Source organism: Larkinella humicola (genome assembly GCF_008727875.1).
Lineage (GTDB): Bacteria > Bacteroidota > Bacteroidia > Cytophagales > Spirosomataceae > Larkinella > Larkinella humicola.
The window spans coordinates 1-19,419 of sequence record NZ_VTWS01000013.1 but is presented as its reverse complement, the minus strand read 5'-3'; the positions used below and the strand labels follow the sequence as shown (position 1 = coordinate 19,419).

The 19,419-nt window shown below is 50.9% G+C and carries 18 protein-coding genes; 8 read left to right on the top strand and 10 right to left on the bottom strand.

The features are described from left to right. Positions 1-131: 131 nt before the first annotated feature. The 5 genes from F0P93_RS32095 (at position 132) to F0P93_RS30110 (ending at position 3,990) form a co-directional block, all read left to right on the top strand. On the top strand, positions 132-446 hold the full coding sequence (locus tag F0P93_RS32095; protein ID WP_510186278.1) for a DUF8478 family putative metalloprotein: 315 nt from the start codon (positions 132-134) through the stop codon (positions 444-446). Positions 447-510: 64 nt separating this feature from the next. Then, positions 511-1,788 carry a di-heme oxidoredictase family protein gene (locus F0P93_RS30125; RefSeq protein WP_225309715.1) on the top strand — a complete coding sequence of 426 codons (1,278 nt, stop codon included), beginning with the start codon at positions 511-513 and terminating at the stop codon, positions 1,786-1,788. An 18-nt stretch (positions 1,789-1,806) separates the two neighbouring features. After that, complete coding sequence (locus F0P93_RS30120; protein WP_150881515.1) at positions 1,807-2,274, top strand: QcrA and Rieske domain-containing protein; 468 nt, start codon at positions 1,807-1,809, stop codon at positions 2,272-2,274. After that, entirely contained in the window at positions 2,274-3,533 is a 1,260-nt protein-coding gene (locus tag F0P93_RS30115; RefSeq protein ID WP_225309714.1) for a hypothetical protein, read from the top strand. The genes F0P93_RS30120 and F0P93_RS30115 overlap by 1 nt, the downstream gene beginning before the upstream one ends. 97 nt (positions 3,534-3,630) lie before the next feature. Continuing rightward, positions 3,631-3,990 (top strand): hypothetical protein, encoded by a 360-nt coding sequence (locus tag F0P93_RS30110; protein ID WP_150881514.1) that lies wholly within the window; start codon positions 3,631-3,633, stop codon positions 3,988-3,990. Between the two features lie 78 nt (positions 3,991-4,068). Here F0P93_RS30110 and F0P93_RS32090 read toward each other — a convergent pair whose 3' ends face one another. Both F0P93_RS32090 and F0P93_RS30105 read right to left on the bottom strand, forming a co-directional pair. Beyond that, the gene (locus tag F0P93_RS32090) at positions 4,069-4,218 is read right to left on the bottom strand and encodes a four-helix bundle copper-binding protein (protein ID WP_510186277.1); all 150 of its coding nucleotides are present in this window, start codon (positions 4,216-4,218) and stop codon (positions 4,069-4,071) included. A 238-nt stretch (positions 4,219-4,456) separates the two neighbouring features. Next, the gene (locus F0P93_RS30105; protein WP_150881513.1) at positions 4,457-5,170 is read right to left on the bottom strand and encodes a DUF4198 domain-containing protein; all 714 of its coding nucleotides are present in this window, start codon (positions 5,168-5,170) and stop codon (positions 4,457-4,459) included. Between the two features lie 77 nt (positions 5,171-5,247). Here F0P93_RS30105 and F0P93_RS30100 point away from each other — a divergent pair, with 77 nt between their 5' ends. After that, positions 5,248-5,469 carry a hypothetical protein gene (locus tag F0P93_RS30100; RefSeq protein WP_150881512.1) on the top strand — a complete coding sequence of 74 codons (222 nt, stop codon included), beginning with the start codon at positions 5,248-5,250 and terminating at the stop codon, positions 5,467-5,469. Between the two features lie 72 nt (positions 5,470-5,541). Here the strand turns inward: F0P93_RS30100 and F0P93_RS30095 are convergent, their stop codons facing one another. From F0P93_RS30095 to F0P93_RS30070, 7 genes are all read right to left on the bottom strand, one after another. Further along, a complete protein-coding gene (locus F0P93_RS30095) occupies positions 5,542-7,527 on the bottom strand; it encodes a heavy metal translocating P-type ATPase (RefSeq protein WP_150881511.1) in 1,986 nt (661 codons plus the stop codon). Between the two features lie 8 nt (positions 7,528-7,535). Continuing rightward, complete coding sequence (locus tag F0P93_RS30090; RefSeq protein ID WP_150881510.1) at positions 7,536-8,162, bottom strand: hypothetical protein; 627 nt, start codon at positions 8,160-8,162, stop codon at positions 7,536-7,538. Between the two features lie 33 nt (positions 8,163-8,195). After that, complete coding sequence (locus F0P93_RS30085) at positions 8,196-8,453, bottom strand: hypothetical protein (protein WP_150881509.1); 258 nt, start codon at positions 8,451-8,453, stop codon at positions 8,196-8,198. 49 nt (positions 8,454-8,502) lie between these two features. Further along, entirely contained in the window at positions 8,503-8,652 is a 150-nt protein-coding gene (locus tag F0P93_RS31640; RefSeq protein ID WP_191908960.1) for a hypothetical protein, read from the bottom strand. A gap of 232 nt (positions 8,653-8,884) precedes the next feature. Next, complete coding sequence (locus F0P93_RS30080; RefSeq protein ID WP_150881508.1) at positions 8,885-10,183, bottom strand: efflux RND transporter periplasmic adaptor subunit; 1,299 nt, start codon at positions 10,181-10,183, stop codon at positions 8,885-8,887. Positions 10,184-10,191: 8 nt separating this feature from the next. Continuing rightward, the gene (locus F0P93_RS30075) at positions 10,192-14,613 is read right to left on the bottom strand and encodes a CusA/CzcA family heavy metal efflux RND transporter (protein WP_150881507.1); all 4,422 of its coding nucleotides are present in this window, start codon (positions 14,611-14,613) and stop codon (positions 10,192-10,194) included. Positions 14,614-14,706: 93 nt separating this feature from the next. Then, the gene (locus tag F0P93_RS30070; RefSeq protein ID WP_310588025.1) at positions 14,707-15,036 is read right to left on the bottom strand and encodes a DUF6660 family protein; all 330 of its coding nucleotides are present in this window, start codon (positions 15,034-15,036) and stop codon (positions 14,707-14,709) included. Between the two features lie 394 nt (positions 15,037-15,430). Between F0P93_RS30070 and F0P93_RS30065 the strand changes: the two genes are divergently transcribed. Continuing rightward, the gene (locus F0P93_RS30065; RefSeq protein ID WP_225309713.1) at positions 15,431-16,531 is read left to right on the top strand and encodes a cytochrome-c peroxidase; all 1,101 of its coding nucleotides are present in this window, start codon (positions 15,431-15,433) and stop codon (positions 16,529-16,531) included. Between the two features lie 311 nt (positions 16,532-16,842). On the opposite strand, the gene F0P93_RS30060 is transcribed toward F0P93_RS30065, so the two are convergent. Continuing rightward, complete coding sequence (locus tag F0P93_RS30060; RefSeq protein WP_150881505.1) at positions 16,843-17,556, bottom strand: hypothetical protein; 714 nt, start codon at positions 17,554-17,556, stop codon at positions 16,843-16,845. A 618-nt stretch (positions 17,557-18,174) separates the two neighbouring features. On the opposite strand from F0P93_RS30060, the gene F0P93_RS30055 reads away from it, so the two are divergent. After that, complete coding sequence (locus tag F0P93_RS30055; RefSeq protein WP_150881504.1) at positions 18,175-19,278, top strand: replication initiation protein; 1,104 nt, start codon at positions 18,175-18,177, stop codon at positions 19,276-19,278. Positions 19,279-19,419 lie beyond the last annotated feature (141 nt).

Here is a 19,419-nt window from a genome sequence, read left to right as displayed (position 1 = left end):
GAAATTAGGCAGAACTAGTCGCGTAATTCAAAAAATACTTACCTTAGGCGGGAACTAGCTTCTTTGTGAACCACTTAACTATCATACGTCGGCCGCTGGCTGGACTTCTCTTCGCCATCCAGGCGTTGATCATGTTCAACAGTGTGTTTTTTACGCATGCCCACCGGCTTGCGGACGGAAAGGTTATTGTTCACGCTCACCCTTACTGGCCGACGAAAGGAAGTTGCCCTTTCCCGTATCTGCCCAATAATCACACGCGCCATGAACTGACCTTGCTGGATGCGTTCAGTCATGCGCTTTATACGGAAGCAGATCCATTGCTAATCCATTTTTCTCCAGCCGAGAGTTGGGGCCAAATAAGATGGTTTATCTACCGACCTCCGACTTTTTTTACAACATTTCAGGTTCATACTTCTCGTGGTCCTCCTCCTATTTTCGTTTTCTGAGTTGATCTAACCCTTCGCATTGATTTGTGATGGGTTGTGCCGGTTGCTGACCCTGCGTTCAGCTATGTACCTGCCTATTTCTTTCAATTTCCTATTCACTAAAGCTAATATACTCATGATGAGGCATATAATGCAGCTGTGCTTGCTCATGGCTGGTGGGGTGATGGTTTTAATCGCCTGTGACACCCTCCTGCCAAAAGCACAACTCGACCATGATTTACTGGATGGTCCTATTGGGGAACTGACCCCCGAACAAAATGCTCTTTTCTTAGAGGGCGACCGGGGCTTCAATGATGAAATTTTTACGCCCGCAACCGGTCTTGGTCCCATCTTTGTCGCATCGTCGTGTGGGAGTTGTCATGCTGGGGATGGTAAAGGCCACCCCTTTACGACCCTCACCCGCTTTGGCCAAACGGATGAAACCGGCAACCAATTCTTGCATTTAGGCGGCCCGCAACTCCAGAACCGGGGTATACCTGGCCATACGGCCGAAGCGATCCCGGCCGGGGCCACCATGTCGAAGTTCATGCCACCGGCTAATACGGGTTTAGGACTGCTTGGCGCACTCTCCGATGCCCAACTCTTGGCCAGGGCCGACCCCGAGGATCGCGATGGTGACGGTATTTCCGGTGTGGTAAACTGGATAGACGCACCGCATTTCTTTAAACCGCAATGGTTTCATCAGGCCCTTAATGGCAAATACATCGGACGATTTGGCAAAAAGGCGGCAGCTATTGATCTGCTCCATCAGACGGTCAACGCCTACAAACAGGATATGGGGATTACCTCTGAATTCGATCCGGAAGATCCGATCAACTACGCCGTATCGGGACAGGCCGGGGATGTCGCGCCTGATCCGGAAGTGGCGTCTTCCACCGTCAACGCCGTGGTCTTTTACCTGCGGACGCTGAGAGTCCCGATACAACGCAATGTCTCCGATGCCGGTGTGATAGCCGGAAAGCAGGTTTTCACTAAAACAGGCTGCGCGGGATGCCACACCCCAGCGTGGACAACTCCAAAATCCGACATAGCCGTTTTGTCGAACCAGACCTTTGCGCCTTATACCGATCTGCTGCTGCACGACATGGGAAAAGATCTGGATGATGGCTATACCGAAGGAACGGCAAAAACATCGGAATGGCGGACACCGCCCCTGTGGGGCTTAGGGCTATCCAAAAATTCACAAGGGGGCAACGTTTTTCTGCTGCACGATGGTCGGGCCCGTTCGATTGACGCGGCTATCCGCCTGCATGGCGGTGAAGGAGCCAAAAGTCGGGATACCTATAGTCAACTGACCGCTAGCGACCGTGACAATCTCCTTCAGTTTTTAGACTCACTGTAACCACTAATTCACCCAACTATGTCCTCTTCTACGACGATAATCAACCGAAAGACTTTTCTACAAACCTGTGGCGCAGCCTGCCTCGGCACCATCGGCTTCACATCGATTTTAACAAGTTGTAAGAGTGTCTATTACGCACAACTACCCGTGTTGAAAGGCAAAACCATTGAAGTGAGCCGCAAGGAATTCGATCAGGTGTCTAAAAAAGGAGACGTTACGATCCGACCCTTTATTCTTGTCGAAATGAAAGGCCAATCGCACCCGATTTACCTTTACCGGCGTAGCGATACGGATTATACCGCGATCCTTATGAAATGTTCGCACCAGGGCAATGAGCTGAATGCCCACGACGGGTATTTGACCTGTCCCGCTCACGGCAGTGAATACGATGCCACGGGAAAAGTTACCGAAGGCCCGGCGGAGAAAAACCTGACAACGTACCGTGTTACGGCAGACGCACAAACCATTAATATTCACCTTGGCTGATGATGAGATACCTACTCTATCTTTTTCTAGGGCTGGTCACCCGCAGTGTGCTTGCCCAAACGGACAGTACATCCGCAAATCCGGCCGCTTTTGAGGAGCTCTTTGGTCGCGATACCACACTCAGACCCGGCAGTCAGCAACTCAAACTGAATATGGATGCGACTTACGACCGGCCCTTTCTGACCATGGGTAAATTACCCGTGTCGGTTGGCGGCTACCTGGAAGCCAATACCCAGTACATGCAAACCAATGGCATTACGGAAGGATTGTCGTTTCAGATGCGCCGAATGACCATTTTTCTGGCCTCTACGATTAACCGGCGGCTAAAGTTTCTCTCGGAGATCGAATTTGAGGATGGAACGAAAGAGATCAATATCGAGTTTGCGGCCATGGATTTGGAACTGCACCCCCTTTTGAATCTGCGGGGTGGCATCATCATGAATCCAATTGGATCTTTCAATCAGAACCATGATGGCCCCAAATGGGAATTTGTTGACCGCCCCCTGTCGTCCACGCAGATTATTCCATCCACCTGGAGCAATGTCGGATTTGGAATTTACGGAAAAATGTACAAGAAGGATTGGGTCTGGGCCTATGAAGCCTATCTGACGAATGGGTTTGACGATCAGATTATTACCAACAATCAGAACCGCACTTTTTTACCAGCAACCAAAGCCAATGCCGATCGGTTTGAGGAAAGTTTCAATGGCGTTCCCCTGATAACGATCAAAACGGCGCTTAAACGTCGGAAATGGGCGGAAATAGGTCTATCCTGGATGGGTGGAGTCTACAACAAATTTCAGGATGATGGTCTGGTGCTGGACAAGCGTCGCCGGGTCGATGTGTTCGCTCTTGATTTTAATTCGACCTTGCCCACCCGCACCGTCATCAATGGCGAACTGGTGTGGGCCCGTATTGATGTGTCGTCTTCCTATTCGCAACAATTTGGACGCCAGCAACGGGGCGGCTGGGTGGATATTGTCCAGCCGGTTCTCCGACGGCGCATTCTGGGTTGGAATACGGCTGTTCTCAACGTCGCCTTGCGGGTTGAGCGGGTGGATTACAATGTGGATACGTTTGCCGAAACGGGTGAAAGCATTGCCGATGAACTCTGGTCCATCGTCCCCGCGATTAGTTTCCGCCCATCGCCAACGACCGTTATCCGCGCCAATTACCGCTACCAGTGGGATACGGATTTATTGGGCAATCCGCCGGCCCGCACAGCCGGATTCCAGATTGGATTCTCAACTTATTTTTAATGCCATTGGCCTATTGTAAAACCCGGTGGGCCAATTTTTACAACCTGATGAAAGATGCATAAACTTTATCGCCCCCGTACCTTTAACGCTCGTTTGGATGAAGACTGTTTTCTTGCTGGTATTCTGCCTGATAAGCTGTCAGCGGATACCTTTCTATTCTTCCTCGCATCGTTGCGAGAATCCGGTTGAGGAGTTACGCTGGCTCAATGACTTGATCGCCAATGTTCGTTCCTACGCGGCTCGCGGTGGTTGGGAAATGCATCAGGCCCGGTATGAACGGCAAGAAGTATTTGTCTTGTACCTCATCGTACCACATGCTTCCCAAAGCACCTTCGTCCTCTACAACCATTATGGAAAAGAGATTTACCGCGCCCCCGTCAGCGAGAATAAGGTGTTACCCAAATTACAGGAAGATCGCTTGTTAGCAGGCGTTGCTGGCAGTCACAATCTTCACTAATCTACGATCTGAAGTTACTTGGGCAGCAGGTTAAGTCAGATTTTTAGAATAGTATGCTTAAGTAATCTTTTCCTTTTGTTAATAGCAAGCATTGGCACGTTTACGGCAAGTCTTTTCGCATATCTTGCAGTGGTCCAGTAAATGCTCATCACTTTCATCCGCGTAATTCCGGCAGAACGCATCGCCGATGACTAAGAACTGATGACTGATTTCAGCATTGCACTCCACTGATCAGATACCCTAAAAGCAGATGTCGACGTTGTCACGGTCGATAGTTATTTATCGGCCACCGTCTGCACTTCGGATCCTTGCAAGCAGGAAGTCGCGCAGTACGGTACAGCCCGGACACAATTTTAGTCATGGTCTTGGCGAGCATATCATCTTAAGTGTCTTTATGCTGGCACATTGTCGTTAGAATTTTGTTTCTTAAACCGTTATCCGATGGAAAAGTTAGCAGTTGAGGTATTTAAAGTAGGGTCAGCGTCAAGGCCATCTTGTTACGAATAGCCTCGTAGTCTTTACCCTCATACTGGCCCGGCGTTTTATCCAAAAAGTCCACGTCCACTACGTACTGCCCAGCTCCTGTTGGGGTCAGTGTCAATCGACCGCTGGCATCAGCAGTCTGTTTAGTCTGCTTGCCATCGGGCGTTGTCAGTTTAACCGGCGCGTTGGCATAGGCGGCACCATCTTTTGTAATCAGCAGTACGGTTGGCTTACCCACGGCTGGTAAGTCATGGGGTATTACGTCTAAATAGTACTTGGGATTAGTAGACAGTGGTCCATTACCAACCTGGCAGATGGCCCGCAAGTAGTCGCGGGGGCGCACAATGCCGAGGTGGTGCTTGGTCAGGTCCTGCACGGCGCGGGTATCATTAACCAGCAGCACTTGATACGTTCCAGGCTGTTTAGGGGTGAACTGCGCCTGATAACAGTTATCAGCGGGCGTGAGAGTGAGCGGTTCGGTGGTGCCGTCGGGCATCAGTACTGACGCAGTGAATGCCTTGATGCCAGCCAACTTATCGGCTTTTTCGCGCAGGCCGTTTTCGAGTTCGCCGAAGTAGCATTGTACCGTCATGGGCTGACCGACCTTACCCGAACCTTTAAGTTCGAGCCAATAACTGTGGGCCTCTGATAAAAGAGGGAATAGCAGAAGGCATAGGAATAGGAAGGATTTTTTCATGGATTTTTAATTTGGAAAAATGAACATTGAATAGATCAAACCGTTGTAAAATTAATACTATCAAACCAACTTTTACGATGGCACACGAGCACCACAAAGAGGCCGCTTACCACTTCCGCAAAGCCGCTGAGTATCACGAGAAAGCCCAGCAACTTCATGAGGCTGGCGAACATGAGCAGGAAGCCCATGCGGCTTACCTGGCCTATGGTCAACACAATCTGGCCGACGAACACGCCCAAGCGGCTGCCGAACATCATGCCGAAGGCCACGACAAAGAGCATTCCGACCCGATTGCCTGATTACGGGGTATAATACCGTTTGACTTAAAGCAGCCCCATAACCGATTGGAAATGGGGCTGCTTGATTAGCCGTCACTTGAATTTGAGATTCTGCACCCGCACGGCGTTCAAGATAGCCAGCATCGCCACGCCCACGTCGGCGAAAACCGCTTCCCACATGGTCGCCAACCCGCCTGCTCCCAGCACCAACACGATGGCTTTGACCACCAGTGACAAGGTGATATTTTGCCAGACAATCCGACGGGTAGCCCGGCCAATTTCGATGGCCATGGCAATTTTTGAAGGTTCGTCGTTCTGAATAATCACGTCGGCGGTCTCGATGGTCGCATCGGAGCCCAAGCCACCCATCGCCATGCCTACATCGGCAAGGGCCACAACCGGCGCGTCGTTCACCCCGTCGCCAACGAAAGCCAGCTTTGCCTTTGGGCTACCGGACAGCTCGGCTTTGAGCCGTTCGACCTGCGTTACCTTATCTTCGGGCAGCAGATCGCCGTGCCACTCGTCCACGCCCACCTGTTTGGCGACCGCTTCCACGACAGCCGCTTTATCGCCCGATAGCATTACCGTGCGAATGCCTTCGGCTTTCAACCGAGCAACGGCCTTCTGGGCATCAGGCTTGGCTTCGTCGGCAATGGTGAAATAGCCCGCAAATTTACCATCGATGGCGGTCATCACAATGGTGTAAGGAATCTTGGTCAGGGCCTCATCGAAGTTTACTTTATACTTACGAAGCAACTTGGCATTACCCGCCAGCATTTCTTTCCCGTCGACGCGGCCTTTTAGGCCATGACCGGCTATTTCTTCAACCTCTTCGACCGATACCGTTTCGTAGCTGGTATCCGCATGATCAATGATTGCCGTCGCCACCGGGTGCGTCGATTTGCTTTCCAAAGCCGCCGTGAGCCGGGTCAGTTCTTTCGCGTCGATGCCGACCGGCTTTACCTCCTGTACCTTGAAAACGCCTTTGGTGAGGGTACCAGTCTTATCCATGACAACCGTTTTGAGCTGGGTCATCAGGTCTAAAAATACAGATCCTTTAAATAGAATACCCTGCCGCGATCCGGCACCAATCCCACCAAAATAACCCAACGGAATCGAGATGACCAGCGCGCAGGGGCAACCAATGACCAGGAATACCAATCCCCGGTAGAGCCAGTCGGCAAAGCGGTAATCGGCCACCAAGAAATACGGTACGATCGTGATCAGCACCGCCATTAAACAGATAATGGGTGTATAAATCTTGGCGAATCGGGCAATGAACTCCTGGGTTTGGGCTTTGCGGCCCGTAGCTTGCTGAACAAGCTTTAAAATCCGGGAGAGCTTGGAATCCTGATAGGGCGTTGTTACGTCCATCTCGACCAGCGACTGCCGGTTGATCATGCCCGCCAGCACCGCTTCTCCTTTTTCGATGGAGCGCGGGACGCTTTCGCCCGTCAGAGCCGCCGTATCGAACGTACCAGTCGCTGAACGCATGGTACCATCCAGCCCCACTTTCTCGCCCGGCTTGATTTGGACCACATCGCCCACCGCTACCGTTGCAGCCTTTACCACCTGCGCTTTCCCATTTTTAAGCACAGTCACCTCGTCGGGCCGCACATCCAGTAAGGCTTTAATCGAACGACGCGCCCGCAGCACGGCCGCGTCCTGAAACAGCTCCCCGATGGTGTAAAACAGCATCACGGCGACGCCTTCGGGATACTCACGAATAGCGAACGCGCCGAGGGTCGCCACGCCCATCAGAAAAAATTCGGTGAACACATCGCCCCGGAAACTACTGCTCCACGCCCGGCGCAACACCGGCCAGCCAACCGGTAGGTAAGCCACTATATACCAGATTAGCCGCACAGGATCTTTAAACCAGTTGGTAGCGTAATTATCCAGCGCGATACCGCCCAACAGTAATACTAAACTACTAATAGCCGGAACATAGGTACGCCAGGTTTGTTCGGAGCCTTTTTTGGCGGGAGCGGCATCCGCTGCTGGCGTAGTCCCCTCCTCGATCAGCTCCACATCATCGTGGGTATGACCGTCTTCATCGTGGTTGTGATCGTCTGCCATAGTGTTAGTTAGAATTCGATAAAAAAATTAAATACAGCCAACCCGACAAGCGTCAGCCCGGTAATCAGATTCTCGTGATGCTCAAACCAATGCGGATTGACCTGTTGTAAGCCCCGTCGTCCGAGGGTCACCATCAGGAGCATGCCTGATAGCGTGATTACGTTATAGATGAGAGCCACCAGCCCAACCGCACCCCAACCTTTTGCCCCCGCGCTCAGAAAGTAGGTTTCGATCTCCAGGCAAGGCGACAGAAACATGGCCAGCCCCAGCGATAATAGCAGCGCCGAATAAGACCGGGCTTTGCGGACGACTCCGGCGTCGAAGTGATCATGCACGTGTCGGTGGCGCAGGTGCTGCATTAAATACCACAGCCCCAGTGCCAGCAGCAGGAGCGGAATGGCCCGTTCCGACAGGTCGTGGTAATTCTCCGCCAACTGCCAGCCCGCCAGACTCACCAATACCCCCAGCAGCGTCGTGCTAACGGTATGCGCCAGTCCCGCGATTGCTGTAACCGTCAGCGTCTGCCGCAGGCTCCACCGCTCCGTTTGGCCGATGGTCACGAACGGGAGCCAATGGCTGGGAATCAGTGCGTGTAGCAGACTCAGTGTCAGGCTACCAATAAAGATTGCATCCATAGTCTTAAAACTTTCGATGAGAGCAATGGTTGTTCAATCGTGTTCCCGTCTCGATGTGTAAAACATCCTCCGGGAATGGTTGTTAGCGCCCTTTTTCTGTCCTTTCGTTGATACTGGCTTGCCTACCAAACCAATTTGGTTGCCATTTGTCGGACGTTTTGCCGCTTTTGTCTGTTTCCCACCCTTGATGACTTTAAACCAGACCGCCAGTCGATACAAACTCCACCCCAGCAGGGCCAGCGTAAGCGCAATCCCAAATACGAGCTTTACGTGATACATGGTCTGATGCATGGTTTCTTTAAAGAATATAGTTCATGGGCGAGACCATAGGCTGTTCGATTTATTGTATTAGTATATAAATGGCCTTGCCGTGTACTTCCTGATTGGGGTCGGCAAAACGAAGTGAGGGCTCAAAGTCCGAAATCGCCAGTCCCGTCAAGGTCGGACGATCCTGATGGTAGCTCCCCGATAACTCCTCGGCAAAGTGCATGGCATCTGAGTAAGAACCATTGTTGTCACAACGTATCACGTTGCCTCCCCACCTGAGCGCATCGGCTATTATCCGGACGTCCCGCTCAAGGGTGGCTATTTTCTACGCATCATCCATAAACGTGCTTCGAACCGCCTGGGCTTTAGCGAGTTTCTGTTAAATTTGTGTCTGTTCATCACTTTGTCAGATTTGCAGTTAAACCGGACCGCTCCTGAATTAGGCCGGTTGTGCATCAGTGTGCGTGGCCTTCCTCTTCCCCGGTGGCGGCCTGTAGCTGCGAGAGGACCGCAAATGCGCCTTTTATCACAACCTGCACCTTGCCCAGGTCGAGCGTACCGGGTAGCGTCACCTGGGAATAGCCCCCCTCGGTCACGCCCCGGCGCACGGGAATCTGCTTAAAGCTTGTTCCATGCTGCTCTTTTTCGCCCGCCTTGTGGTCGTGCTCTTCCTTCGCGCTGTGTTCGGCTTCACCTTCCTCATGTTCATGGTGTTCAGGAGCCCGCTCGTCAGTGACGATAAAGATGTAGTCTTTCCCTTCTGCCGACACGATAGCCCCTTCGGGCAGCGTCGTAACCCGGCTGTCGCCCAAATCCAAGCCCGCTTTTAGAAACGTGTTTGGAGCCAAACGAGCATCGGGTTGGTCGAGTCGGGCCACCACCCGCACAGAACGATTGGCGTCAATGGCCCGGTTGATGTACATGATGCGCCCACTGCGCTCCCGGCCCTCTTCGTTGTTCAGCTGGATGCTCAACCGCTGGCCCTCCCGGATCCGGGGCAGATCTTTCTCAAATACGGTCAGCTCCGCGTACAATCCCTGGCTGCTGGTAATGCGGGCCATTATGTCGGCGGGCTGCACATACTGGCCTACCGTGGCGGGCACGTCAGTGACCACGCCCGATACCGGGGCCGTGACCACGTATTGTGCACTGAACTTGCCATTTAGTGCGGCCTGGGGCGAGAGGCCCACCAGTCGAAGGCGCTGAGCCAGACCACCCAACCGGGAACGGATCTGGTTTCGCTCGGCGGACGTTTGCTGGAATACTTTCAGAGCTCCGACATTCTGTTCGCTCAGTTCCTTTTGGCGGGCATATTCGGCTTCTAAATACGTCAGGCGGCTCTGATTTTCGGCGTACTCCTGCTGGAGTCCGACCAGATCCGGGTTTTCAATGCGGGCCAGCAACTGGCCTTTACGGACCGGCTGCCCCGGAAGTAAGGGAATACTGCGGACAAAGCCACCTTGCAGCGCGGTAACGGCTACCTGGCTCTGAGCAGGTACGGCCAGCCGCCCGTTAATCTGGAGCAGCTGGCCCAGATTACGATACTCGACTTTTCCCAGGCTAATGGCTCCAATGCGGAGTTGATCGGTGGTCAGTTCCACGACATCGGCCGGGCCTTCCTCGTGGCTGGACTCTCCTTCCGTAACGTCGGCAGTGGGTTTAGTCTCCGTGGTGGTAGCGGTGTCTTTTTCGGTGGATTCTCGACAGGCACTGGCCAGCCACAGCAGACCGATACTCAAAAGAATTCGTTTCATGATTGTTATCAGGGTAAGCCCAGAACTTGTTCTAAGCGAATGACGGATTGATTGTATTGACCCAGTACGTCGACGTAACTGGCACGGGTCTGGTAAGCCTGGGTAAGGGCCTGTGAATACTGAAGATACCCAATATCACCGGCTCGAAAAGCAACCCCCGCTTTGTCAGCCAGCAACCGGGCGGTCGGCAGGCCCGTCTGCTCATAATAGGTCATGCTGCTTTGCAGCTTGCGGATCTCCTGGATTGTCGTCGATAGCTCACCCTGCAAATTGCGCTGGGTAAACGCCAGGGTGGCTTCTCCCAGTTGCTGACCCAGCCGGGCCGCTTCGACGCGCGCGCGCTGGGGTTTGGTAAACAGCGGAACGGCAATCCCCGCGGTGACCCCCTGAAACCGTCTGCCACCTCCATACGTCACTTCCTGGTTGTTTACCGTATAGGTGCCGATGAGCGACTGGTTGAAATAGCCCAGCGAAAAACTGGGCAGCAACCGGGCCTGTTCCACGTCAGTTTGCCGGGCGGAAACCTCGATTTGCTGGCGTAAAAAGGCCAGTTCAGGGGTTAGAGCCAGCGTTGCTGAGTCCGTAATGCTGGGTAGGGCACGGCGGGTCAGGGTGCTATCGGAAAGGCTTAGAGGCTGGTTGGTGTTCAGCAGCGTTTGCAGCCGACTCATCGCGATTTGCCGGTCCGCTTCGGTCTGTTCCAGTCCGTTGCGGACCTCTCCCTGTTGGTTGGCAGCGGTAGCTACTTCAATGGCGGTTCCTTCCCCGGTTTTGAGCCGCAGGTCGGTAGCCGACCGGAAGGCGATCAGCAAACTATCCTGAGACCGGAGAAGCCGACGCCGTTCGACGACATACAGCAGGTCATAATACGCGGCCTTTACCTGCGCCCGCAGGTCGTTCTGGTTAACCCGCGCCTGCACTTCACTACCAACCACATTAGCATCGGCCAGTCGACCGAGCTGGCGAACCAGTTTGGGATTAGGGAAGCTTTGTGAGAGCGTAAAATTATTGTCAAAGTTAGGGCCATTATACTGCCCTCCCATCCAGGAAAAATTAGTGGGACCCATATCGCGGGCTGCTCGCCGACCCGTTTGCTGCTGACTGATCGTCAATGCATTAATCCGGGCCGTCCCGTTGTTGGTCGCGGCCAACTGGAGGATCCCATCGAGCGACAGCGGCTGAATTGCCTGGCTGCGCATTGCGGCTTGCGGGCCCTGGGCCTGAACCGATAGAGCCGACCCCAAACTCAAAGCCCCAATAAGTAGCCAACCGGCTATTTTACCGGCCACCGCGGGCCGTTCAGCAGTTGTCTTCTTCCCGAAATTTGTCTGTTCCCACCAGTACAGGCAAGGCAATACCAGCAGCGTCAACAGGGTGGCCGAAACCAGTCCACCGATGACAACGGTGGCCAGCGGTCGCTGCACTTCGGCCCCCGCCGTGGTGGCTAATGCCATCGGCAGAAATCCCAAGGAGGCCACCAATGCCGTCATCATGACCGGGCGGAGCCGGGTAGCTGTTCCCTGTAAAATACGTTCCCTGAGGCTTAGATTCGTTTCGTCCTTGAGATGGTTGAACTCCCCAATCAGTACTATACCATTGAGCACCGCCACCCCAAAGAGAGCAATGAAGCCCACTCCGGCCGAAATACTGAATGGCATATTCCGAAACCACAGTGCCATGATCCCGCCGATAGCCGAGAGCGGAATGGCCGAAAAGATGAGCAAACTTTGTCGCACTGACCCGAAGGTAAAGAACAGCAACAGAAAAATCAGGCCTAAGGCAACCGGTACGGCAATACTGAGGCGGTCTTTGGCTTCCTGGAGATTTTGAAACTGGCCACCGTAGGTCACATAATACCCCACTGGTAATTTGATTTGCGTGTCCAGTTTACCCTGCAGTTCGTTCACCACGCTTTCCACATCGCGCCCCCGCACATTGAAGGCTACGATGATCCGTCGTTTGGCATCTTCTCGCTGAATCTGGTTGATACTGTTTTGAAACGACACGTTGGCGATTTGACTTAAGGGGACATTTTGTCCGTCGACGGTGGTGATCAGCAGATTTTGCACGTCTTCCAGCCGCTGACGGCTCTGCTGCTGCAAGCGTACCACCAGATCAAACCGTCGTTCGCCCTCGTAAACCAAGCCGGCTGTGGACCCGGCAAAGGCGGCTTGTAAATAGCGGTTGGCTTCTTCTACCGACAATCCAAATTGGGCCAGCGCGTCGCGGTCGTAATTCACCACAATCTGGGGCAGCCCCGATACCTGCTCGACGTACAAATCTTCCGCGCCGGGTACCGAACTGACAACCCGGCCAATGCGGACGGCATAGTCGGCCAGTACACCCAGATCCTCACCGTAAAGTTTGACGGCAATATCCTGTTTGACACCCGAAATCAATTCACTAAATCGCATCTGGATGGGTTGCAGAAACCCGAAGCTAACACCCGGAATTTGATTGAGTTTTTCCTGCATTTTTTCGGCCAGTTCCTCCCGGCTTCTCGCCGAGGTCCAGTCTTTGCGATCCTTCAGAATCACCATTAAGTCAGTGGCTTCAATGGGCATGGGATCGGTAGGAATCTCGCCCGCGCCGGTTTTGCCGATCGTTTCGATTACTTCGGGGAAGTTTTCTTTCAACACCTTTCCGGCCTGGAGCGAAGCATCCGCCGACTGGGAGAGCGAGGCACCCGTCATGACGCGGGTCTCCACGGCAAAGTCTCCCTCATCCAACTGGGGAATAAACTCGCCACCCAATCGGCTGAAGATAAACATCGCTCCCGCAAGTAGGCCTACCGACATCCCGACGATCACCCCCTTATGATCTAACGTCCAGCGGATGGCCGGATCATAGACCCGGTGAAAAACCCCCATGATGCGGTCAGAAATATTTTTGGCACCTTCCTTAACGGGTTTCTTACTCAGAAGCAGGGCTGAAGCCATGGGCACGTAAGTCAGCGAAAGAATGAACGCCCCCAGAATGGCAAAGGCCACAGTCTGAGCCATGGGCCTAAACATTTTCCCTTCGATACCGATTAAGGCCAAAATTGGCAGATAAACAATCAGGATGATGATCTCGCCGAAGGCGGCTGAGGAACGGATGCGGCTGGCCGACACATATACCTCTTCATCCATTTCGGCTTGCGATAGGTGGTGCCGAAAATTCTTCAAGGCGATGTGGTGAAGGGTGGCCTCGACGATAATGACCGCGCCATCGACAATTAAGCCGAAGTCGATGGCCCCCAAACTCATCAAATTGCCCGATACACCGAAAAAGTTCATGAGACTAACCGCAAAAAGCATCGCCAGTGGGATAACGGAAGCCACCACCAAACCCGCCCGCCAATTGCCCAACAGCAGTACCAAGACAAAAATGACAATCAAGGCTCCTTCAACGAGGTTTTTTTCGACCGTACCGATGGCCCGGTTAACCAGCTTGGTACGATCCAGAAAGGCGTGTATTTCGACGCCTTCGGGCAGCGATTTTTTGATCTGCTCAATGCGCTGCTTGACGTTTCCGATTACCTCGGAGGAATTGGCACCTTTGAGCATCATCACAATGGCCCCAACCACCTCGCCCTCCCCGTTGCGGGTCATGGCTCCGTAGCGCACGGCCTGTCCGAATTGAACCTTGGCCACGTCACGGACCAGTACCGGAATGCCGTTCGGCGTTCGGCGCACAACAATCTTTCCGATGTCCTGGAGGGTACCGATGAGCCCTTCAGACCGGATGAAGTAGGCATTCGGTCGACGGTCGATATAAGCTCCGCCGGTATTCTCATTATTGCTTTCAAGGGCCGTGAACAATTCATCCATCGTTACGCCCGAAGCTCGGAGCGCCTGAGGATCGACCGCTACTTCGTATTGTTTGAGAAAGCCCCCAAAACTACTGACATCGGCTACACCTTTGGTGCCCATCAATTGCCGCCGAACGATCCAATCCTGAATCGAGCGCAGTTCCATGGCCGGGTAGCGTTTTTCGTAACCGGGTTTAGCCCGAAGAACATACTGATAGATTTCACCCAGCCCCGTCGTAACGGGGGCCAGTTCAGGGTCACCCGCATTGGTAGGTATCTGGGAGCGGGCTTGTTGGAGCCGCTCAAATACCTGCTGACGGGCGACATAAACATCAACGTCGTCGTTCAAGACAATGGTAACGACCGATAAGCCAAAGCGGGAAATAGACCGGACCTCGACCAAATTGGGCAGCGTGGCCATGGTCTGCTCAATGGGAAAGCTAATGAGCCGCTCGACGTCCAAAGCCGATAGAGCCGGACTTTGGGTTATCACCTGCACCTGGTTATTGGTGATGTCAGGTAGGGCGTCGATCGGCAGTCGGGTTAGCGAGTACCCGCCCCAGATAACGAGGGCGAAGGTGAAAAGCCCGATAATAAGTTTATTTTGAATGGAAAAACGGATGATGGCATCCAACATGATACGAACTTGCTAAAATGGAACAAGAGAAAATAGCCGGGCGCTATCCTGCAACAGGGTTGCAGCGAATGGTAAAGACGCACGTATCCAGTCTTAGCTTAATTGGGGCGGTTGCCAGGTCGTGAGCACGACCGAGGGTAAAGCAGGCACAGTCAGCGTCGGCACGGCTTGTGCGACGGATTGCCATTCCTGAAAAGTGTGGGGTAAAGTATGGGGTTGATCGAGCACAGTGCCACAGCAATCGCAGCTACAAAGGGGAGAACAAAGATCGCCCGTAGCGGATTGACTATCGTGGCTGTGCTGGTCGTTGGCAAGCTGAGTCGGTTGGTCCCTAGCAAGCACAGAGGAGCAACCATCGGCGCAGGGCAGCACCGACAGGAACAACATGTATAAGCTCATCACGAGACCAAACACCGATTTCATGGAGCAAAGATACGACAAACCCGTTTGCAACAGGGAGTCAAAAACAAAAAACAAGTAAATGGCGTGAAATTTTCAACAAAAAATGATCTGGTGTGAACTAATAAACCAGAAATTGCCTCCAATTTTATTCTTCCTAACAGAGCTACTGCTTTGACCTTAGCCCGCCACAAGCATTAAAAACCTGAAGGTCAGAACCTTATAGTTATTCCGCGCTACGAAGTTGGCTGTTACAGCTATTTAGTGTGATCGCTGCAGCCTATTTTTGTTGATTGTAAAGTAATCTAAAAGAAAATTCCGGCCCTTTCGTTGTATAAAGAGTCAACCTTCCAATGTTGCATTATCGTTTAGGCTACTACAACTTACGGTTTCGATCTAATTAACTCTACCCTGTAACGTGATCAATCGACCAACACTAGTAATTTTATGGATTGTTGCAGGGTTGTGTTGTAGCCTGATAGCCTGCCAGAATGGTCAATCCACGGAAGTTACACCGACGGATCCAAAACCTTCCAAACCGACCGACTATAAACCAACGCTTTACCCCTGGAAAAAACCGGCTAATTTTCCAGATCCAGCCTATAACTTTACCCAAAACCCGCTGACCCAGGAAGGGGTTCTGCTGGGGAAAAACCTGTTTTTCGATCCCATACTTTCGAAAAATGGAACCATTAGCTGCGCTTTTTGTCATCAACAGGAAGTAGCCTTTGCGCATACTGACCACATTCTGAGTCACGGTATCAATGACAAGATCGGACCCAGAAACACACCGGGGATTCAGAATGTGGCCTGGAGCCGGGTGTTTTTCTGGGATGGCGGGATTGTTGATTTGGATCAATTGCCCATTTCACCCATTCAAAATCCCATCGAAATGGGCGATTCCATGGCTAATGTGCTACAAAAAGTACAAAGCAGCGGGCAATACCGGGGACTTTTCAAAGCCGCTTATGGTTCGGAAGAAGTTACTGCCGAACGGTTCCTTAAAGCACTTTCCCAGTATATGTTGACGCTGGTTTCGGCCACATCCAAATACGATAAATACATCCGCAATGAAGGAATTCAGCTTTCTGAACAGGAACTGAGCGGATTGCAACTTTTCAAAGCTAATTGTTCCGCTTGCCACAGTGGAGAATTATTTACCGACCACAGTTTCCGCAACAACGGCTTGCTTCCCAACCCTTACGTGCCCATACCGGATCTGGGACGATTTGCCATCAGCCAGAAACCCGAGGATAAAAACAAATTTCGGGTACCGAGCCTGCGCAATATCGCCATGACCACCTACTACATGCACGACGGTCGATTTAAAACGCTGGATCAAGTCCTCAATCATTACGCCACGGGTATTGAGGATAATTCGCAATTGGACCCGCTTCTAAAGAAAAACGATAAACCTGGCATTCCGTTGACTCGACAGGACCAACAGGACATTATTGCTTTCTTGAATACCTTGACCGATTATGACTTTATCACCAATCGCCAGCATCACCCCGATTAAGGTTACACCTAACCCTGTTTTGCAGATAAGAACATATTAGGGGTTGTGAATCGAAAAGTTTACTCCCAAACACCACCTTAAATTGATTAGGCGTTAACACCTAAGGTTCAATTAGCCTTACCAATTCTCTGCTATTTGCCGTTAATCGGTCGGATTTTCTCCTGACCTCATACATTCTATTACGTCAGACAAATTCACGACTACCCACTAATTTCAGTTCCTTGTCACAGCTCGCCGTTTGGACGTAATATGTAAAAGAAACTAGAATGACTGGTTGTAAATAGTCGGTTATATTTTAAGGGGTTAAAAGATTACAATTTGCGCAGATAAAGGGTTATTGTCCCTCGCCTAATTCGGGTTGGGTAGGTTTCCAGTTCCCGGTCGATGAGCTTATTATCCTGGGGTACCTGGCGCGTAATGTAGTAGGGATCGACGAAAATGATATTCAAGCGCTCAATGCGATTTCCTTCTAAACGCTCGGTGTGTTTCAGTAAGTGCTCGGTTCCCGAGGCGGCTTGGGTTTTGTCCTCATCTTCGAAGAACCGGTAGGAACAGTACCAATACTTGTAGTAGTGATGGTAATTACTAAAGCAGTACTGGTAGGCTTCGGGGTGGTCTCTGATTTGTCGCAGCAGGTCGTCGGTTTCCTGGAGTTCCTTTTGCTCTTTGATACTAAGCACACTAGTTAGGGATTTATTGAGTAGCTCATCGCGGTGCTCTCTTACATGTCGAAGGACCTCCTGGGGGTCGACATCCCGCTTAATTTTGTACTTATGTTTGAAATAAAAGGAAAGGGAAATAGCGGGTCGCTCATAATTGATGAGTTTGAGGTTTTTAAGTGGCTGTCCCGGCCGATGGTAGGGCTGGTAAAATTTCATAAAGTCGGCGGGCACGAAATAATATTCCAGATCCGCATCGACGGGTAAAGCTGAAACCTGGTTCATGACCGGTTGCAGGGTAATGGCCTGATCTTTCAGTGCTAAGCGAATAGCAGCCAACGGAGCGGAATCAATGCGTTTGGTCATCGTTGCTAAGGGAGGGAATGTTTAAGAGTAGATCGAACTGGCTCCTACTCTACTTTAGATTGATAGAATAAATTAGTAGTTCTATTACAAGGTTTAGTATAATAGCTAAATACTCTATTGTTTACCGTAAAAGTAAACAAATATACTCTTTTTGAACCTCTTTCCCCTTTCCAAGAAATCACTTTTTTGATTTTTAATTTTTATCTTTTTTATTTGATTGATTTAAGAGGCTTGTAACCATATGATTTACAAAAGGTTACAAAGAGAAAAACAAGGTTTGGTAGATTGAAAAACAAGGTTTAGTAGGTTTTGGAGGCACATAATAACAAGGTTCAGTAGGTTCTATTACAAGCTTTGGTAGACTCAATAACAAGGTCAAGTAGGTACCCGATTTGAATAACAAGGTTTGGTAGGTACTGCATATGGGAGTTTGATTTTAGTACTAAAACTATGTTTTATGGTACTAATACTCAGTCCTTAATCTCATTTTCTCTTTATTCTTTGTAAATGCCATTAGCCCAAATGGATAAAAACAAGGTTTGGTAGGTCGAAAAACAAGGTTGTAACTTATAAACTTGTTATTTATATTTACAACCAGGACCTCCACTGCATAAGCTTATGGATCAAGAACCTTCGGACTCATTGGCGTTTACTCAGCCAACCTTTATTAAATACTCGACCAATTACCAATCTAACCTCTTCACGGAGTCACGCCAAGAGTTTACCGAACTTGAAAAGAACATTGTGACCTTAGTAGTGAACCAGCTTGGCAACATGGCCGTGAAAGGAAAAATAGAGCCTCGTGTAAACGTGCTGATTCAAATTCCGATTCAGCAATTGACTAAATCCAGATACGATCAGGTTGTTAAAGCAGCTGAGTCACTAAGTAAAAAACGAATGTCATTTAGGGATGACAAAAAGGGTGATTTCACCTTTATTACTCCTTTCCCCCTAGTACAATCAGGAATTGGGGCGGATGGCCTAAAGGTTATTGAAATTACCATGCTGGCCAATGTAGTGCCTTATTTTGCCGAATTGGGTCAACGCTATACCCAATACGAAAACGAAGTCATGCTTTCATTGGCGTCTGTCTATGCAAAAAGAATGTTTGAGATTGTTTCGATGTATTTTCACCGTGGCCAGTACCGGTTTCGTTACACCGTCGATGAGCTTCGCAGGATGCTTAACTGCCCGGAAACCTATCGTTATAATGATTTTATATTGAATGCGCTGGTTGTATCTCAAAAGGAATTGCATGAAAAGGCAAACATTGCCCTCGACTGGAACCCATCCCAAAAGTCGGGCAAGAAGGTGCTAGAGCTTGAATTTACTGTAAAAACTGATCGACAATTAGCCGAGCAGGGCGTTGAGCAGGACCGACAGGCGCTCAGGGGGATGTCAATTCATGAGGCAGTTCAGTTAGCCTGGCCCTTGCTGGCAAAATACAAATTGACAAGATGGCAAAAGGATCTAATTACCTCAGAATTCGAGCTTCTGGATACATTCTACCGGATTCATTCGGAATTGACTAATGGTTTACGTCCTGGCGTAAAGAACCCCACTGCCTATCTGGTTAAATCCTTGGGTATCGATCAGGCTAAACCCGAAAAGTCGACCAGTACTCCCGAATTTTCATTCACGCCGACGCCCTTGGATAGCAAGCGATTCGGAGGGGTACAGACATTGGCGAGTATTATTAATGGTGATTTGTTTAAACAATAAGCCATCTCTACTTGAATGTAGTACAGTAATCTGAAGTTGGTAAAGAACCGGACTTACGAGCAACTCTCTACTGAGGTAAGTGGAAAATATCCCAACTTGCACTAATTGATCCAATTGAATAATCATTCACCAGACTATTTT

What these genes read in the sequence shown, in the direction of transcription:
- F0P93_RS32095 (WP_510186278.1), top strand. Translation starts at nt 132, where the DNA reads ATGTTCAACAGTGTGTTTTTTACGCATGCCCACCGGCTTGCGGACGGA.
- F0P93_RS30125 (WP_225309715.1), top strand. Translation starts at nt 511, where the DNA reads ATGTACCTGCCTATTTCTTTCAATTTCCTATTCACTAAAGCTAATATA.
- F0P93_RS30120 (WP_150881515.1), top strand. Translation starts at nt 1,807, where the DNA reads ATGTCCTCTTCTACGACGATAATCAACCGAAAGACTTTTCTACAAACC.
- F0P93_RS30115 (WP_225309714.1), top strand. Translation starts at nt 2,274, where the DNA reads ATGATGAGATACCTACTCTATCTTTTTCTAGGGCTGGTCACCCGCAGT.
- F0P93_RS30110 (WP_150881514.1), top strand. Translation starts at nt 3,631, where the DNA reads ATGAAGACTGTTTTCTTGCTGGTATTCTGCCTGATAAGCTGTCAGCGG.
- F0P93_RS30105 (WP_150881513.1), bottom strand. Translation starts at nt 5,170, where the DNA reads ATGAAAAAATCCTTCCTATTCCTATGCCTTCTGCTATTCCCTCTTTTA.
- F0P93_RS30100 (WP_150881512.1), top strand. Translation starts at nt 5,248, where the DNA reads ATGGCACACGAGCACCACAAAGAGGCCGCTTACCACTTCCGCAAAGCC.
- F0P93_RS30095 (WP_150881511.1), bottom strand. Translation starts at nt 7,527, where the DNA reads ATGGCAGACGATCACAACCACGATGAAGACGGTCATACCCACGATGAT.
- F0P93_RS30090 (WP_150881510.1), bottom strand. Translation starts at nt 8,162, where the DNA reads ATGGATGCAATCTTTATTGGTAGCCTGACACTGAGTCTGCTACACGCA.
- F0P93_RS30085 (WP_150881509.1), bottom strand. Translation starts at nt 8,453, where the DNA reads ATGCATCAGACCATGTATCACGTAAAGCTCGTATTTGGGATTGCGCTT.
- F0P93_RS31640 (WP_191908960.1), bottom strand. Translation starts at nt 8,652, where the DNA reads ATGCACTTTGCCGAGGAGTTATCGGGGAGCTACCATCAGGATCGTCCG.
- F0P93_RS30080 (WP_150881508.1), bottom strand. Translation starts at nt 10,183, where the DNA reads ATGAAACGAATTCTTTTGAGTATCGGTCTGCTGTGGCTGGCCAGTGCC.
- F0P93_RS30075 (WP_150881507.1), bottom strand. Translation starts at nt 14,613, where the DNA reads ATGTTGGATGCCATCATCCGTTTTTCCATTCAAAATAAACTTATTATC.
- F0P93_RS30070 (WP_310588025.1), bottom strand. Translation starts at nt 15,036, where the DNA reads ATGAAATCGGTGTTTGGTCTCGTGATGAGCTTATACATGTTGTTCCTG.
- F0P93_RS30060 (WP_150881505.1), bottom strand. Translation starts at nt 17,556, where the DNA reads ATGACCAAACGCATTGATTCCGCTCCGTTGGCTGCTATTCGCTTAGCA.
- F0P93_RS30055 (WP_150881504.1), top strand. Translation starts at nt 18,175, where the DNA reads ATGGATCAAGAACCTTCGGACTCATTGGCGTTTACTCAGCCAACCTTT.